Here is a 15,841-nt window from a genome sequence, read left to right as displayed (position 1 = left end):
GGTGCCGTCGACCCGGCCGCGGGCGCGGGCGCGCAGCAGGCCGGGGGCGGCGAACCCGGGGCGCGGCAGCGGCGGCACGCCGCTGGGGCCCGCGGCGAAGTGCTCCAGCAGCAGCGCGGGCGCACCGGGGGTGCCGAGCCGGGCGGCGAGGACGTCGTCGAGGTCGAACCCGGCGGCCAGGATCGCCGCCAGCTCCGCGCCGCCGGAGGTGCCGACGAGCACCTCCGCCGAGGCGGGGTCCCAGTCGAGGTCGCGGCGCAGCGAGTGCAGCGCGGCCACCGACCAGGCCAGGCCCAGGGTGCCGCCGCAGCCGAGCACCAGTCCGCGTCGGGTCATGACGGCAGCTCCCGCTTCAACAGCTTCCCGGTGGGTGTTCGCGGCAGTTCGCCGAGGAAGCGGATCTCCCTGGGCACCTTGTACCGGGCCAGGTTCGCCTTGACGTGCGCGGTCAGCTCCTCGGCGGGGGGCTGCTCGCCCCTGGTGACGACGAAGGCGACCAGGCGCTGCCCGTACTCCTCGTCGTCCACGCCGAGGACGGCCACGTCGGCGACCGCGGGGTGCCGGGCCAGGCAGTCCTCGACCTCCTGCGGGTACACGTTCTCCCCGCCGGAGACGATCATGTCGTCGGCGCGGCCCTCGACGTAGAGCCTGCCCGCCGCGTCCAGCCTGCCCAGGTCGCCGGTGTCCATCAGGCCGTCGACGACCTCCTTGGTGTGCCCGGTGGCACGGCCCTCGGAATTGCCCTCGAAGTGGCCCTGCCCGCCGACGAAGATGGTGCCGGAGCGGCCGTCGGGGACCGGGACGCGGTTGTCGTCGAGGATGCGCACCGGCACGCCGATGGTCGGCTTGCCCACCGTGCCCGCCCCGGCGCGCAGGTCGGCCGGGGTGGCCAGGGCGGCGATGCCGATCTCGCTGGAGCCGTAGCCGTTGTAGAGCACGTCGCCGAACTCGGCCATGAACCGCTCGGCCAGCTCCGGGCGCAGCGCCGACCCCCCGGACAGGACGGTGCGCAGGCTGCGCCGGTCGTGCGCGCGGCGCACCGGCTCGGGCAGGGCGAGCACCCGTTGCAGCATGACCGGGACCATCGCCAGGAACGCCACCCGGTGCGCGGCGACGTCGGCCAGTGCCTGCTCCGGGTCGAACCGGCGGCGCAGCACCACCGGGCAGCGCACGAACAGCGCCAGCGCCCAGATCGCCAGGCCGAAGCCGTGGAACAGCGGCACCGCCACCGACACCGGGTCCCCGGAGCGCAGGCCGGTGCGGCGGATGATGGTGACCGCCGGGCTGAGCACGGCCATCGGGCTGAGCTTGCGCGCCGCGCCCTTGGGGGTGCCGGTGGTGCCCGAGGTGAGGATGGTGACCTTGCCCGCGGGGACCTTGCCCTGGGGCACGAACGGGGTGTGCTCGGCGGCCAGCTCGTCGATGGTGGGCACCGGCAGGTCCTCGCCGTCGTGCCAGCCGACCAGGGTGGGGACCTCGCCGGTGGGCACCAGCGGCAGGAACTCCGCGTCGGTGACGAGCAGGTCGGGCTTGACCCGCTCCCACACCCCGGCCAACTGCGGGCCGGAGAACTCCGTGTTGAGGTAGACCACGTTCGCCCCCAGCCGGGCGGCGGCGACGGTGGCGGCCACCCAGCCGCGGTGGTTGCGGCACAGGATGGCCACGGTGGCGCCCTGGGCGGGGCGGTAGCGCTCGGCGATGCCCTGGGTGAGCCGGGCGGCCAGGTCGTCGAGCTGGGCGAAGGTGAGCGACCCGGCGTCGTCGACCAGGCCGAGGGCGTCCGGGCGGTGTTCGGCGGCGAGGGCGAGCAGCGTCGCCGCGGAGGTGCCGGTGGTGCGCAGGGCGCGGGCCGAGGCGCGCAGGTGCCGGGGTCTGGCCTGCCGGGCCAGGCCGGTGGAGGCGAGCGCGGCCACGGCGTTGCCCAGCACCGCCGCGGTCGGGGGGAGCTGGGGCATCAGCGGAGTTCCTTTCGCTCGCGGCCGAGCGCGAACCGCTTGCTCACGACCGCTTCCAGTGGCCTGCGGACCGCGGCGGTGGCGACCTCGGCCACGTCCGCCCACCACGGACTGATCTTGGCCGGGCGCTGCACGATGGCCCGGCAGACGATCTCCGCCGCTTCCTCCGGGCTCATGCCGGGGATGTTGTCGAAGGTCTTGGTGGGCGCGGACATCCGCGTCTTGATCAGTGCCATGTAGATGGACGTGGCGGTGACGTGGTCGCTGGCCGCCTCCGAGGCGACGCTGCGGAAGAACACGTCGAAGGCGGTCTTGGACGCCTGGTAGGCCGCCCAGCGCGGGGCGGGCGGGATGCGCACGCCGATCGTGGAGATGTTGACCAGGTGCCCCTCGCCGCGGGCGCGCATCGACGGCAGCAGTCCCAGCAGGAGCTTGACCGGGCCGAGGTAGTTGATCGCCATGGTGCGCTCGAAGTCGTGCATCCGGTCGTAGGAGTCCGAGATCGACCGCCGGATCGACTTGCCCGCGTTGCTGACGACCACGTCCACGTGCCCGTGCTCGGCCAGCACCTGCTCGGTGAGCGCCGCCACGGCGTCCATGTCGGTGAGGTCGGTGGGGTAGGCGTGAGCGGTGCTGCCCGCGTCCGCGAGGTCCTTGACCACCTCCCGCAGCGCGTCACGGGTCCTGGCCACCAGGAGCACGGTGGCCCCCGCGTGGGCCAGGCGGCGCGCCGTGGCCTCACCCAACCCGAAGGAGGCTCCGGTGACCAGTACGATCTTGCCGTGGACCGCGTCGCGCAACGCCCGCTCGTCGACCCCACCGCGCGGATTGGTCAGCCAATCCGCCACCGGGCCCCGGGTCAGTGCCGCCAGCACCGGGTTGATGCCTGCCATGTTCCCCGCCCGCCGTTGGGATAATATGGAAATTTGAATACCCGTACGATCCATTCCTTGTCAACCTGTAGAGTTGAGCACATGTCGCGTCTGACCCGGGTCGAGAGCCAGACCCGCAACCGCGAGTCGCTGCTGCGGACCGCGCGGCAGATGTTCCTCGCCGACGGCTACCACGCGACCTCCATCGCGCGGATCGCCGAGACGGCCGGGTTCAGCACCGGCGCGGTCTACTCCAACTTCGAGGGCAAGGCCGAGATCGCGCTGCTGGTGCTGCGCGACATCCACGGCGAGCAGCTCGGCGCGCTGCGGGCGATGATCGCCGAGCCGCTGGAGCTCGACGAGCAGCTCGACCGGCTGCGCGAGTGGGCCACCGAGGCCATGACCTGCGGCTGGCCCCGGCTGGAGCTGGAATTCGCCCTCGACGCGCGGACCGAGGACGCGCTGGTCCGGGTCGAGGCCGACCGGCAGCGCTCCACCGTGGACTTCCTCACCGAGGTCATCGAGCAGCGGCTGGCCGCCATCGGGGCGGACACCGGGGCCGTGCCGGTCCGCCTGCTGGTGGAGGCCGGGGTCAACCTGGCGATCGGGCTCGCCACCCGGCGGGTCATCGACCCCAAGGTGACCGCCGACAGCCTGGTCGACATCATCCGGACCACCCTCGCGGTCATCCCCCGGCACCCGGCCAAGGACTGACCCACCGACTCTGACCTGCGGGTTCCCGAGACCTGCTGGTCAGGCACGGAAGTCCGGCAGGGGCGCCATCAGCAGCTCCACCAGGGTGCGCACGCCGAAGCCGGTCCCGCCGCGCACCCACTCCCCGCTGTCGGCGTCCGCCACGGCCGTCCCCTGGATGTCCAGGTGCGCCCAGGGGATGCCCGGGGGGACGAATTCGGCCAGGAAGAGCCCCGCCAGCAACGCCGTCCCGTGGCGCACCCCTGTGGTGTAGTTCACCAGGTCCGCGATCGGTGAGACGAGCTGCGCGCGGTAGGAATCCGGCAGCGGCAGCGGCCAGATCCCCTCCCCGGCCCGCGCCCCGGCACGGCGCACGGCGTCGGTCCAGACCGGCGAATTGCCCATCACCGCCGCCACCTCGCGCCCCAGCGCGACCGCCGCGGCGTCGGTCAGGGTGGCGATGTCGACGATCGCGTCCGGCTCCCGCTCCCCGGCGAGCACCAGGGCGTCGGCCATGATCAACCTGCCCTCGGCGTCGGCGTTGCGGACCTCCACGGTGCGCCCGCCGCGCAGGGTGAGGACGTCGCCGATCCGGATCGGGTCGGCGACGGGCATGTTCTCCGCCAGCGGCAGCCAGGCGTCCACCCGCAGCGGGCAGTCCAGCACCGCCAGCGCGGACACCGCCGCGAGCACGACCGCGGCACCCGCCATGTCGGCCTTCATGTCGACCATCTGCGCGGTGGGCTTGAGCGACAGGCCGCCCGCGTCGAAGGTCACCCCCTTGCCGACCAGGGCCACCGTCGCCCGGGGCGACTCGGGTTCGTGCGTGAGCCGGACCAGGCGCGGCTGCCTCGGTGAGCCCCGGCCGACGCCGAGCAGGCCGCCCAGCCCCTCCTCGGTCATCCGCTCGACGTCCCAGACCTCGCAGCGGACACCGGTCTCCGCGGCCATCGACCGGGCCCGGTCGGCGAACACCTCCGGGGTGAGGTCCTCCCCCGGTTCGTTGACCAGGTCGCGGGCCAGCAGCACGGCCGAGCCCAGCACCTGCGCGACCGCCAGCGCCGCCCGGGTCTCGCGCCCGTCGGCGACCACGATGTCCACCCGGGCCAGGACCGGCTCCACGGCGTCGGAGCGGTAGCGGGTGAAGCGGTAGCCGCCCAGCAGCAGGCCCTCGACGACCGCGCGGACGGCGACCGGGGCGGGCACCTCCTCCGGCACGGTCACGGCCAGGCTGGGCACGGTCACGGCCCTGGCCACCGCCGCCATCGCCCGGCGCAGGACCGCGCCGTCGACCCGCGCCCGGGGCCCGAGGCCGACCAGCACCTCCGTGCGGCCCAGGCCGGGGATCGGCAGGACCTGCCCGACCGAGGCGTCGAAGCCCGCCGCGCGGAGGAATTCCGGGGTGACGGCATCGGCGCCCTCACCGGCGAAGACCCCGACGACGGCCGCCGCCGCGGTGGCGGGCGGGCGCCGCACCAGGTCCCACTCGATGCTCATGGCCGTCGAGTCTGCCTCCCCGCGCCCCACGCCTCCAGGGTTGTGGCGTACTCGTCGGCCAGCTCACCCATGCCGCAGGCGCCGCCGACGCGCCGCCAGCCGCGGGCGGCGGTGATCGCGTACGGGTCGACCCGCAGGGCTTGCAGGTAGCAGTCCTCGGCGAGGGCGGGCTGGTCCGCGCGCTCGAAGCACTCCCCGGCCAGCGCGTAGCCGCGGGCGGTGGCGATCGGGCCGAGGCGGGCGGTGCGCAGGTAGCTCTCGGCGGCGGCGTAGGTGTCGGGGTCCGCACCCATCAGGATGGTCTCGGCGACCTCCATGTGGGTCTTGGGCTCGTACGGGTCGATGGCGAGGACCTCGGCCACCCGGCGCGCGCCCAGGGCGGTGTCGCCGAGGGCGAAGGCTTCCTTGGACCGGCTCTCCAGGCAGGCGCGCAGGTTCTCCCGGGCCAGGAACTCCTCGTACGGGGTGGTCGGGACCAGGGCGCGGGCCAGTTCCTCGGCGCGGTCCATCTCGCGGGTGAGCCGGTCGTGGTCCCCGCTCAGGAACGGCACGTAGGTGACGCTGCGGTAGAAGCGGCTCTCCATCATCTTCTTCTCGAACTCGGAGTACCCGTCGTCGGCGAGCAGCTCCGCCAGCGCCGCCTCCGCCGTGTCGCGCCAGGACCGGGCTTCGTCGAGGGAGCGGGTCTCGCGGGCGTGGAAGACCACGGCGAACACCGCGATCACGAACCGCAGGTGCGTGGGGCAGGCGGGGTGCCCGGCGATCTCGAACGACGCGGTGGGGGTGACCACGGCGGTGCCGACGCCGCCGACGTAGGCCACGACGTCGCGCCAGTGCCGCAGCCGCAGCTCCGCCGGCTCGGCGCCGAGGTCGGCGACCGGGGTCGGCGGCAGCAGGTCGAGCACGACCTTGCCGAAGCCCAGCCGGAACAGCACCGTCGCGGTCAGGTACCGGCGTTCGGCGTCGGCCTCCGGGAACTCCTCGACCCACGCGCAGAGCTGGTCCCAGGCGGGGGTGCGCAGGTGCGCGGGGAGCTGCGCGGGGTGGTCGACGGCGAACTCGTCGAGGCCGGACTCGCGGACCAGGTTGGCGCGGAACGCGGGCGGCATCAGCCGCTGCCAGTGGGGTTCCGGCGGGGTGCCGCGCTCGGCGAACCCGTGCGCCAGGGTCGGCAGGTCGGCGTAGAGGCCGGGTGAGAGGGACTGCCCGAGGTCGAAGTAGGCCGCGTGCATCCGGTAGTGCCAGTTGCCGGTGTGCGGTCGGCCGGGGTCGGGGGCGGCGGCGCGGCGGACGACCTCGGCCATCGGCTCGTCGTCGGCGCACAGGCCCAGCAGGACGTCGCGGGTGCGGGTGGAGCGGGGCGCGGCGCGGAAGGCGCGCTCGGCGAGCACCCTGGCGAACTCCTCGTGGCCCAGCCGCCGCGCCGCGCCGACCGCGCCGAGGAGGGCGAACGCCGTCCCGTACGGGCCGAGCCGGGCGGCGTGCAGCCACCCGGCGAGCGCGGTCTCGTCGTCGCCGTCGCGCTCGGCCGCCTGGGCGAGCTGCACCCGCACCTTGATGTCGGTGGGGTCGAGGGCCAGGGCCTCGGCGAGCACGGCGTCCTCGGCGGCGCGGTCGCCGGACTTGGCCGCGATGTCGGCGCGGCGGTCCAGGACGCGGCGGCGCATCTCCAGCGCCAGCAGGGATTCCTCCGGCGACTCCGGGGTGAGCGCGGCGGTCAGCGCGGCGGCGTCGGCGAGGACCCCGGCGGCCCTGGCCAGGTCGTGGGCGCGCTCGGCGTGCAGGGACTCGCGCAGCCGCAGCCGGGCGGTGAGCAGCGTGTGGTCGAAGGCGGACAGGTCGGTGACCATCCGCTTGAGCAGGTCGGCGGCGCGGCCGAGGTGCAGCGGGGCGTCGGCGTCGCTGTCGGCGTGCCGGGCGAGCAGGTAGCCGTAGGCGGCGAGGGCCTGGGCGTGCGCGGGGGTGGGCAGCGGGTGGTCGACGAGCCGGGCGTAGGCGGCGCGGGTGCGCTCGCCGAGGCCCTCGACGGCAAAAAGGGCGGTGGCCCGCGCCAATTGCAGGTTCGCCAGCACCGGGTCGGCGCATTCATTGTCGGCGAGGTCTGCCCCGACGACGTCCAGGACGGAGGAATGCAGGCAGACGGCGATCAGCCAATAGGCCAAACCGACGCGGTCGACGGAATCCAGTTCGTCTTTTCGGACGAATGCGGTGGTGAGTTTCCGCCAATCCGCGCCCGCGAGTGGTTCGGGGAGGTCGGTGGGGTCGGTGGCGCGGTGCTCGCGCAGCCCCGACTCCCGGTGCAGCAGGGTGCGGAAGCTCGCGGGCATGTTCATGCCGAAGCGCGGCGCGAGCGGTGCCCGCGCCTGGAACAGGCGGGCCGCCAGCAGCGCCGAGCGGGCGTGCACCGGGGCCAGCGGCGAGTCGGATCCGTCCAGGTACGGGCGGTACAGCTCGAAGGTCAGCCAGCTCGGGGTCTGCACCCCGGTCCGGCCGCGGGCGCGTTCCCAGCGGTCCACGACGACTCCCCCTCGGGCCGGGTTCGGTCACCGCGGCGGTGCACTCGCCGCGGTGGTTCCCGGACGTGTTGTGCCTTGGCGAGCGCGGTGGCTCAGGCGTCGACGAGGCAGACCCAGCAGTCGGCGGCACCGGTGCTGATCTCGACCTCGTCGGCCAGGGATTCCCAGGACTCGTAGGACATTTCGCGCTCCTTTTTCCCGACGGCGAACGTGAGCGGAACATAGCAGCGGGAAACACGCTCGACAAGACAGTCACCAGGGGCGGTTTTTGTCAAGAAACCCGGCGGGTGACGGCCGTGAGGAATCGTCCGATCTCCGCGTCGCCGGTCCAGTGGTGCGGGGCGGCGCGCACCCAGCCGTCCGGGTGCGACACGTGGTGCCCGTCGGCGAGCAGAGCGGCCACCAGCTCGCCGCCGGTCCGCGCCGGGTGCCGGAACGCCACGATGCCCGACCAGTCGCCCGCCGACGGCTCGCCCGGGGTGGCCAGTTCGCAGCCCGCCCCCAGCAGCCCCGCGCGCAGCCGCGCGGTGAGCCCGCGGACCCGGGCGGCCACCGCGTCCAGGCCGATCCCGGCCAGCTCGGCCAGGGTCTCGGCGAGGCCCACCATGGCGAGCACGTCGTACATGCCGCCCTCGACCCTGGCGGCGGACGGGCGCGGGCGCAGGTCGTAGCGCAGCAGGCCGGGGCCGTCGAACAGGTCGTTGGCCCCCTCGTACCCGACCCACCCGCAGGGCAGCCGCAGCTCGTCGAGCCTCTCGGCGCGGCAGAAGAAGATCCCGGTCCCGGTCGGACCGCACAGCCACTTGTGCGCGCCCGCCGCGAGGAAGTCCACCGGGGTGGTCCGCAGCGACAGCGGAACCACGCCGAGGCTCTGCACGGCGTCCACGCACACCAGCGCCCCCGCCGCGTGCGCCAGCGCCACGACGGCGTCGAGGTCCACCCGGAACCCGGTGGCGAAGTGCACGTGGCTCACCGCGACGAGCCGGGTGCGCGGGCCGAGCGCCGCGGCGAGGTCGTCGAGCCGGTACCCGTTGCCGCGCAGGGGGACCCAGCGCAGGCGCACACCGTCGAGCAGCCGCCACGGGTGCACGTTCGCCGGGAAGTCGCCCTCGAACACCACCACCTCGTCGCCGGGGCGCCAGTCGATCCCGTCGGCCACGAGCTGCAACCCGGTGGAGGTGTTGGGCACGAACGCGATCTCGTCCTCGCCGCAGTCGAGCAGGCCCGCGGCGAGCGAGCGCGCCCGGCGCCGCGCGGGGAAGACCCGCCCGATCTCGGCGCTGCCGAAGGGGAACACGTCGGTCAGCGCCGCGGCCATGGCCGCCCGCGCCGGTTCCCGCAGCCGCCCGAGACCGGCGTAGTCCAAATAGGATTCCATCACGCCGCCCGGCGCCGGAGGGCGACGACGCCCAGCGCCGCCAGCAGCGGCACGCCGTGCAGCAGCAGCACCCACTCGGCCGCCCAGGAGGGGGCCAGGACCGCGCTGGTGACCACGAGTCCCGCCATGAACCCGCCGTTGACCACCACCTGCGACAGCCCGAACACCGACCCGCGCTCGCGGTCCGGCAGCCGCTGCACGGCCTGCTTGAACGCGATCTCGCTGAACGCGTCCCCGATGCCCGCGGCCAGCCCCGCCGCGATCCGCAGCCCCCAGGTGTCCGCCCAGAACAGACCGATGAACCCCAGCGACATGACCACCGTGGACAGGCAGAACACCAGCCCGGGCGCGCGGGCGATGAGCCGGGTGACCAGCGGTCGCAGCACGAGGCTGCCCAGCAGCAGCCCCGCCGCCCACCCGCCCCAGAGCAGCCCGGCGACGCGTTCGGCGCCGCCCGCCGACAGCGTGCCGCCGAGGATCGGGATGCCCACGTGCTGCGAGGAGCTGCCGAAGGCGTCCAGGGCGCGCAGCGCGAACAGCGGCACCAGCCCGGCCGCCACGACCACCGGCCACGCCGCCACCCGCGCGGTGACCGCCGTCCCGGGGTCGTCCTCGCGCAACCGGACCCGCAGCGCCAGCAGCACCGCCGCCGACAGCGCGTAGCTCGCCGCGTCCAGGGCGAACACCCCGCGGAACCCGACCAGCGGCACCACCAGCGCCGAGAGCCCCATGCCGAGCAGGAACGCCACGCCCTTGAGCCCGGCCAGGACGCTGTTGACCAGTTGGGCGCGCTCCCCGGCGAGCACCGGCGTGGCCGCCGACAGCGTCCCCTCGAACACCGAACGCCCGATCCCGACGGCGAACACGGCGAGGTGGAGCCACCACCGCTGCGCCTCGTCCGGCAGCACCGCCAGCAGCCCCAGCACCACCAGCCGCAGCACGTCGGCGGTGACCATGGCGGTGCGGCGGTCCCACCGGTCGCCGAAGGCGTGCCCGAGCCTGCCTCCGACGATGGCGCCCGCGTAGAGCAGCACGCTGACCAGGCCGGTGGCCGCGGCCGAGCGCGTGCGCTCCCAGACGAACACCGACAGGCAGACGAAGTCGAGCGCGTACCCGATGTCCGAGACGGCCTTGGCCGCCAGCAGCACACCGAGCTGCCCGCGGCCCGGTCGGGCCTTCACCGCGGAGGTCATCGGCACATCAAACCGGCAACCGGGCGCGGGTCACAGGGTTTCGCGCGACAACCGGCCGGTGTTCCGCCCGTCGGCCCAGTGTGGACACGACCGCCACCGCCCGTTGCCGCAGATCGCGTTGGTCCCCCGGTCGGTGCGACCGACAGCGGCGTGTCGTCCGCCGCGACGGCGCCCGTTGACACGCTGCGTGAAAGTTCGGCGTTATGCCGCCACTCCACGGTGGTAGGTAACCGGCAAGCAGCACCGATCACGAGCCCGTTGCGGCGGGCGGATGGGAGGAATCCGATGGGAAAGCTGCGGAGGATGGCGGGGATCGCCGCCGCGACGGCGGCGGTCGGAACGGCGGTGACGCTCGGGGCCCCGGCCGCGAGCGCCGCGGAGCAGGGTCGGGTGTGCGCGCCGGAGGCCAAGGCGTGCGTCTCGCTGAGCACCCAGACGACGTGGCTGATGGCCGACGGGGTCGCCTACTACGGCGGTGTGCCGATCACCAGCGGCAAGCCGGGGTACGAGACACCCCCGGGCACCTACCACGTGACCTTCAAGAACATCGACCACTGGAGCAAGGCCTACGACGCGCCCATGCCGTACGCGGTGTTCTTCACCGAGAGCGGCATCGCGTTCCACGAGGGCAGCCTGACGCAGCCGTCGCACGGCTGCATCCACCTCTCGCAGGCCGCGGCGAAGCTGTACTTCGACTCGCTGCAGCCCGGTGACGTGGTCCAGGTGGTGCCGTAACCGACAGCGGGGCGATTCCGGGAGCAGGCCGCAGCGCAAGCTGCGGCCTGCTTCTTGCATGTCGCACCCGGAATCGGAACCCACCGAAAATTCGGAGCATCCCAATGCTCGCGGTATTTCGACACCGGCGTTCGCAATGACCCGCTTCACCGAGCATTCACCGCCATTGTGGCTGTACATTAGGGCGAAGGTTCACCGGTTTGGCGGATTGCCTCACGTTCCGCTGTGGACGGTGTCCCACTTTCGGGTTGACCTGCACGAAGTTGTTCGTTCACCGAGACCCGGACAGCCGCACCGAGTAGGCGATCGACTACTGTTCGGTGCATCATTGACACGATCGTGGCAGCTTCCCTAGTGTCGCCGCCCGGAACAGCACCAGCATGAGTAGACATTCGTCGTCCATTTGTCACACGGGAGCGGGCCTGAATGCGCAGTGAACGGATCGTCGACGTCGGCCAGGGAATCACCTCGGCCCTCGCGCGCGTCCCGGCGCAGGCGGGCCCGGACCGGACCCCGGTCGGGGCGGTCGTGCCCCCGGCCTTCGCGGGCAGGCTGCGCGCGCTGACCGGCCGGGTGACCGCCGAGGCCATGCGCGAGATCCGCCGCTCGGTGCCCGCCTACCGCCAGCCGCTGGAGGGCCGCTTCGGCGACGTGTTCACCGCCCGCGTCGAACTCGCCGTGCGCCAGGCCTTCGAGCACCTGATCGACCCCACTGCCCCGGACGACCGCTGGCGCGCGGAGTTCCACCGCGCGGGCCGCGTCGAGTTCCAGGAGGGCCGCACCAGCGACGCCCTGCAGACCGCGGTCCGCATCGGCACCCGGGTGGCCTGGCGGCTGCTCAGCGTCGAGGGCCAGCACGCGGGCGTGCCCGCCGACACCCTCTTCGGCATCGCCGACGCGCTGTTCGTCTACGTCGACGAGCTGTCGGCCATCGCCATCGAGGGCTACACCGCCGCGCAGGGCGAGGCCTCCGGCGCCCGCGAGCGCCGCCGCCGCCAACTGCTGGACCTGCTGCTCGGCTCCCCCGCCGCGGCGCCGTCGACGGTGGCCTCGTTCGCCGCGACCGCCGACTGGGCCGTGCCGGAGCGGGTCGCGGTGCTCGCGCTCGACCGGCGGGCCGTGCCCGCCGCCGAGGGCGCCCCGTTCGGCCCGGAAAGCCTGCTGGACCTGGAGAGCGACACCCCGTGCGTGCTGCTGCCGGACCCGGACGAGGACACCCTGGCCGAGGTCGCCCGCTGGCTCGGCGGCGCCACCCCGGTCGCCCGCGGCGTCGGCGCCCTTGGCCCGGTCGTCCCCGCCGCCGAGGCGGGGCGGTCGCTGGCCGTCGCCCGGCGGGTGCTGGACCTGTCCGGGCGCGGGCTGCTGCGCGGCGCCACCCCGCTGGTGCGCTCGGGCGAGCACTTCACCGAGCTGGCACTGACCGCGGACGAGTTCCTGGTCGACCACATCGCCACCACCGCGCTGGCCCCGTTCGACGCGCTGACCGAGCGGCAGCGCGAGCGGCTGGAGACCACCCTGCTGGCCTGGTTGGACACCCGCGGCGGGGTCGCCGAGATCGCCGCCCGGCTCGACGTGCACCCGCAGACCGTGCGCTACCGCATGCACCAGGTGGAGGCGCTGCTCGGCGACCGGCTCACCGACCCGGACGCCCGGTTCACCATCGAGATCGCGCTGCGATCACGGCGGATGCGCGAACCGGCCGACAAAGCCTGAGACATATTCGCGTTTTTTCGGTCGTTTGTTCCCCCCGACGGGATTCCCCGCATCCGGGTGCTGTTTGCTGACAATTACTCTGCGCGGTATTGCCGACCGGTGACGGCCGAAAATACGATTCGTGACGGCACGGTTTCCCCACCCCGACCTCTCTCGGTCGGCGGTGCGCACCCGGGCTCCGAGGGGGGTGTGTGATGGGTCGACGACTGTCGGCACTGCTCGCGGCGGCGTCGCTGACGCTGCCCGCGCTCCCGGCCGGGGCCACGCAGCCACCGGCGCCCACCGACCAGGCCGCCCCGGTGGCCAGGGCGCCGATCCCGACCGCGCCGATCCCCTACACCTGCGACTTCCCGGTGGTCGGCGCGCAGCCGGTGCGGGTGGTCGTCGGCGCCGACCTGCCCGCCGCGGTGCCGCTGGGCGCCCCGTCCGACGGCTTCGCGGTCGCCGCGGCGCTCACCGTGCCCGCCGAGGTGACCCGGGCGCTGGTGCTCGCGGGCACCAGCCGCTTCGCGGGCACCGCCCGGGTCGACACCGCGGTCACCGGCCCGGAGGGCCCGCGGACCGTGCACGTGGCCGCGACGGTCGCCGAGGTCGCCGTCCCCGCCGACGGGGAGCTGACGGTCGTGGCCACCGGCACCTTCCCCGAGCAGGTGCTGCCCGCCCCCGGTGTGGCCGGGGTGGCGATCGCGGACATCACCCTGAGCCTGGCCCCGGACTCGGCGCCGGGCTGGGCGGGCGTCGACGCGGGCCCGGTCGAGGTGCCCTGCGCCCCGGACGCGGGCGCCACCACCGCCCTGGGCACCACCGAGGTCTCCGCGGCGGTCGACTGGGCCGCCCCCACCCACGTCACGGTCACCGCGACGACCTCCGACAGCGTCACCCTGTCCTGGACGCCCCCGGGGGGCCGCCCGGTCACCGCCTTCGACGTCCGCCGCGGCAACGAGGTCGTCACCGCGGTCACCACCACCACGGCGACGGTCGACGGCCTGGTCCCCGGCACCGAGTACACCTTCGCCATCCAGGCCCGCGACGACACCGGCGGCCGCTCCCGCACCAGCGACCCGGTCACCGCCCGGACCAACCGGGGCAGGGTGACCCGCAGCTACGACATCGCGGCGGTGACCCACAACGTCGCCTCGGACGTCTCCGTGCGCTTCACCGGCGAGGCGCACGCCGACATCGACCTGTCCACCGGCATCTCCACAGTGGACCTGAGCCTGCACCCGACGACGGTGCGGGTGCGGCTGTACGGGGTGCTCCCGGTCACCGCCACGGTCGCCTTCGAACCCGGCGCCACCACCGGGACGCTGTCCGAGGAGGGCCTGTCGGTGGCCACCCGGATCACCATCCGCCTCCCCACCATCAGCGTCTTCGGCTACCCGGTCAGCACCGGCCCCTCCTGCCGCACCAGCGTCCCGGCGGACATCACCCTGCACTCCGACGGCGAGTTCGACCTCGCCGACGGCGGCACCCTCGCCAGCACCTACACCATCCCGCCCCTGGCGGGCTGCGGCGGCATGACGGCGACGATCAGCACCATGGCGGCGGGCACCGGCAACACCCTCGACCTCACCCTGACGCCCCCCGAGTCCTAAGCCCGGGACGGGGTTCCGGTGCGCCAGGAACGGGTATGTCGGGCGCGTGACGGATCTTGGATGGGTCGGAGTGGTCAGGCACGGTGAGAGCACCGGCAACGTGGCCAGGGAAGAGGCCGAGGACGGCGGGCTCGACGTCATCGACATCGCCGAGCGGGACGCGGACGTGCCGCTGTCCCCGCGCGGCGAGGACCAGGCGACGGCCGTCGGGCGGTGGTTGGCCTCCCTGCCGGAGGAGCAGCGGCCGGAGGTGGTCGTGTGCTCGCCGTACCAGCGCACGCTCAGCACCGGCGAGCTGGCGGTGGCGGAGATCGACTACGAGACGGTGTGGGTGGTGGACGAGCGGCTGCGCGACCGCGAACTCGGCGTGCTCGACCTGCTCACCGCGCGCGGGGTGGCCAACCGCTTCCCCGACGAACTGGTCCGCAAGGAACGCCTCGGCAAGTTCTACTACCGCCCCCCGGGCGGTGAGTCGTGGGCCGACGTGGCCCTGCGGCTGCGGTCCCTGCTGACCGACCTCGAACGCCGCCACCGCGGGCAGCGGGTCCTGCTCTTCGCCCACGAGATGACCGCCTACCTGCTGCGCTACCTGCTGGAGGGCGTCCCCGAGAAGGAACTGCTCACCGTGGCGCACAGCACCGTCGTCGCCAACGGGTCGGTGACCTCCTGGGTGCGCGAGGACGACGGCGGTTTCCGGATGGAGCACGAGCACGCCACCGAACACCTGCGGGAGCGCGACGTCCCGCCGACGGAGAGCGAAGATGCCGAAACCGAATCGGTCTGAGCCCACCCCGATCACCTCGGCGCTGCTGCGCGAGTGGGGGCCGCCGGGCACCGGCAACGGCACCGTGCTCGTGGTGGGCGGCGCTCGGCGCGCGCCGGGGGCGGTGCTGCTCAGCGGCATCGCCGCGCTGCGCACGGGTGCGATCACCCTGCAACTGGCGGTGGCGGAGCGCCACGCGTCCGGACTCGGCCTCGCCGTGCCGGAGGCGCTGGTCGTCGGCCTGCCGGAGGCGGACAACGGCGCCGTGTCCCGCGACGCCGTCGACGTGCTGGCCGACCTCGTCCCCGACGCCGACGCCGTCGTGCTCGGCCCCGGCCTGACCGACGCCGACGAAACCGGGGCACTGCTCGAACGGGTGCTGCCCCTGGTCGCCGACGAGGCGCCCGTGGTGCTCGACGCGTTCGCCCTCGGCGCCATCGGCACCCACCCGGAACTCGCCAAACCGGTGCACGGCAGGCTGGTGCTGACGCCGAACACCGTCGAGGCCGCGTACCTGCTCGGCAGCCCCGGCACACCGGTCGAGGACCACGTGGACGCGGCCGTGGAGATCGCGGAGCGCCACCAGGCCGTGGTGAGCCTGATGGGCGTGGTCGCCGATCCGGGCGGGCGGGTGTGGCGGGACGCGACCGGGCACGTGGGGCTGGCCACCTCGGGCAGCGGGGACGTGCTGGCGGGGCTCGTGGGTGGGCTGCTCGCCTGTGCGGTCGACCCGGTTCGGGCCGCGTGCTGGGCCGGGCACGCGCACGCGATGGCGGGTCAGCGGCTGGTGCCGAGGACCGGGCTCACGGGGATGCTGGCGCGTGAGCTGCTGGACGAGGTGCCGCTGGTGCTGGCGGAACTGCGGATGGGATAGGGCGATTCAAAGCCCGGGACTTTTGCTGTGGCGCCCGGGTGGATCTGCTCGGCCGTG

The 15,841-nt window shown here is 74.0% G+C and carries 11 protein-coding genes and 2 pseudogenes; 6 read left to right on the top strand and 7 right to left on the bottom strand.

Features of this window, described 5'->3' with window-relative positions:
* The 3 genes and pseudogenes from L6E12_RS32200 to L6E12_RS32190 all read right to left on the bottom strand — a co-directional run.
* Nucleotides 1–336: pseudogene (locus L6E12_RS32200) on the bottom strand (patatin); the annotation flags it as partial.
* Entirely contained in the window at nt 333–1,955 is a 1,623-nt protein-coding gene (locus L6E12_RS32195) for an AMP-binding protein (protein WP_236231693.1), read from the bottom strand. The pseudogene L6E12_RS32200 and the gene L6E12_RS32195, both read right to left, overlap by 4 nt.
* Nucleotides 1,955–2,848, bottom strand: coding sequence for an SDR family NAD(P)-dependent oxidoreductase (locus tag L6E12_RS32190; RefSeq protein WP_236231692.1), 894 nt, complete (start codon nt 2,846–2,848; stop codon nt 1,955–1,957). The genes L6E12_RS32195 and L6E12_RS32190 overlap by 1 nt, the downstream gene beginning before the upstream one ends.
* 114 nt (nt 2,849–2,962) lie before the next feature.
* On the opposite strand from L6E12_RS32190, the pseudogene L6E12_RS32185 reads away from it, so the two are divergent.
* Nucleotides 2,963–3,541 (top strand): annotated as a pseudogene (locus tag L6E12_RS32185) (TetR/AcrR family transcriptional regulator); the annotation flags it as partial.
* Between the two features lie 39 nt (nt 3,542–3,580).
* Here L6E12_RS32185 and L6E12_RS32180 read toward each other — a convergent pair.
* The 4 genes from L6E12_RS32180 to L6E12_RS32165 all read right to left on the bottom strand — a co-directional run bounded on the left by L6E12_RS32180 (nt 3,581) and on the right by L6E12_RS32165 (nt 10,104).
* Nucleotides 3,581–5,017, bottom strand: coding sequence for a leucyl aminopeptidase (locus tag L6E12_RS32180; protein ID WP_236231690.1), 1,437 nt, complete (start codon nt 5,015–5,017; stop codon nt 3,581–3,583).
* Nucleotides 5,014–7,533 (bottom strand): hypothetical protein, encoded by a 2,520-nt coding sequence (locus tag L6E12_RS32175; protein WP_236231689.1) that lies wholly within the window; start codon nt 7,531–7,533, stop codon nt 5,014–5,016. The genes L6E12_RS32180 and L6E12_RS32175 overlap by 4 nt, the downstream gene beginning before the upstream one ends.
* A gap of 271 nt (nt 7,534–7,804) precedes the next feature.
* Nucleotides 7,805–8,911 (bottom strand): aminotransferase class V-fold PLP-dependent enzyme, encoded by a 1,107-nt coding sequence (locus L6E12_RS32170; RefSeq protein ID WP_236231688.1) that lies wholly within the window; start codon nt 8,909–8,911, stop codon nt 7,805–7,807.
* Nucleotides 8,911–10,104, bottom strand: coding sequence for an MFS transporter (locus L6E12_RS32165; RefSeq protein WP_236231687.1), 1,194 nt, complete (start codon nt 10,102–10,104; stop codon nt 8,911–8,913). Before L6E12_RS32165 ends, L6E12_RS32170 begins: the two co-directional genes overlap by 1 nt.
* Before the next feature lie 285 nt (nt 10,105–10,389).
* Between L6E12_RS32165 and L6E12_RS32160 the strand changes: the two genes are divergently transcribed.
* The 5 genes from L6E12_RS32160 (at nt 10,390) to L6E12_RS32140 (ending at nt 15,784) form a co-directional block, all read left to right on the top strand.
* Entirely contained in the window at nt 10,390–10,839 is a 450-nt protein-coding gene (locus L6E12_RS32160) for a L,D-transpeptidase (protein ID WP_236231686.1), read from the top strand.
* Nucleotides 10,840–11,265: 426 nt separating this feature from the next.
* Complete coding sequence (locus L6E12_RS32155) at nt 11,266–12,552, top strand: helix-turn-helix domain-containing protein (protein ID WP_236231685.1); 1,287 nt, start codon at nt 11,266–11,268, stop codon at nt 12,550–12,552.
* 194 nt (nt 12,553–12,746) lie between these two features.
* Complete coding sequence (locus L6E12_RS32150; protein ID WP_236231684.1) at nt 12,747–14,147, top strand: fibronectin type III domain-containing protein; 1,401 nt, start codon at nt 12,747–12,749, stop codon at nt 14,145–14,147.
* 70 nt (nt 14,148–14,217) lie between these two features.
* Nucleotides 14,218–14,931: a histidine phosphatase family protein gene (locus tag L6E12_RS32145; RefSeq protein WP_236231683.1), complete on the top strand. Its 714-nt coding sequence runs from the start codon at nt 14,218–14,220 to the stop codon at nt 14,929–14,931.
* Nucleotides 14,909–15,784, top strand: a complete 876-nt coding sequence (locus L6E12_RS32140; protein WP_236231682.1) for an NAD(P)H-hydrate dehydratase — start codon at nt 14,909–14,911, stop codon at nt 15,782–15,784. Before L6E12_RS32145 ends, L6E12_RS32140 begins: the two co-directional genes overlap by 23 nt.
* Nucleotides 15,785–15,841 lie beyond the last annotated feature (57 nt).

This window comes from Actinokineospora sp. PR83 (genome assembly GCF_021056305.1).
Lineage (GTDB): Bacteria > Actinomycetota > Actinomycetes > Mycobacteriales > Pseudonocardiaceae > Actinokineospora > Actinokineospora spheciospongiae.
This window is presented reverse-complemented; position numbering and strand designations above follow the sequence as displayed.

Excerpts from the sequence above, each read along its gene's own strand:
- L6E12_RS32195 (WP_236231693.1), bottom strand. The coding sequence starts at position 1,955 with ATGCCCCAGCTCCCCCCGACCGCGGCGGTGCTGGGCAACGCCGTGGCC.
- L6E12_RS32190 (WP_236231692.1), bottom strand. The coding sequence starts at position 2,848 with ATGGCAGGCATCAACCCGGTGCTGGCGGCACTGACCCGGGGCCCGGTG.
- L6E12_RS32180 (WP_236231690.1), bottom strand. The coding sequence starts at position 5,017 with ATGAGCATCGAGTGGGACCTGGTGCGGCGCCCGCCCGCCACCGCGGCG.
- L6E12_RS32170 (WP_236231688.1), bottom strand. The coding sequence starts at position 8,911 with ATGGAATCCTATTTGGACTACGCCGGTCTCGGGCGGCTGCGGGAACCG.
- L6E12_RS32165 (WP_236231687.1), bottom strand. The coding sequence starts at position 10,104 with ATGACCTCCGCGGTGAAGGCCCGACCGGGCCGCGGGCAGCTCGGTGTG.
- L6E12_RS32160 (WP_236231686.1), top strand. The coding sequence starts at position 10,390 with ATGGGAAAGCTGCGGAGGATGGCGGGGATCGCCGCCGCGACGGCGGCG.
- L6E12_RS32155 (WP_236231685.1), top strand. The coding sequence starts at position 11,266 with ATGCGCAGTGAACGGATCGTCGACGTCGGCCAGGGAATCACCTCGGCC.
- L6E12_RS32150 (WP_236231684.1), top strand. The coding sequence starts at position 12,747 with ATGGGTCGACGACTGTCGGCACTGCTCGCGGCGGCGTCGCTGACGCTG.
- L6E12_RS32140 (WP_236231682.1), top strand. The coding sequence starts at position 14,909 with ATGCCGAAACCGAATCGGTCTGAGCCCACCCCGATCACCTCGGCGCTG.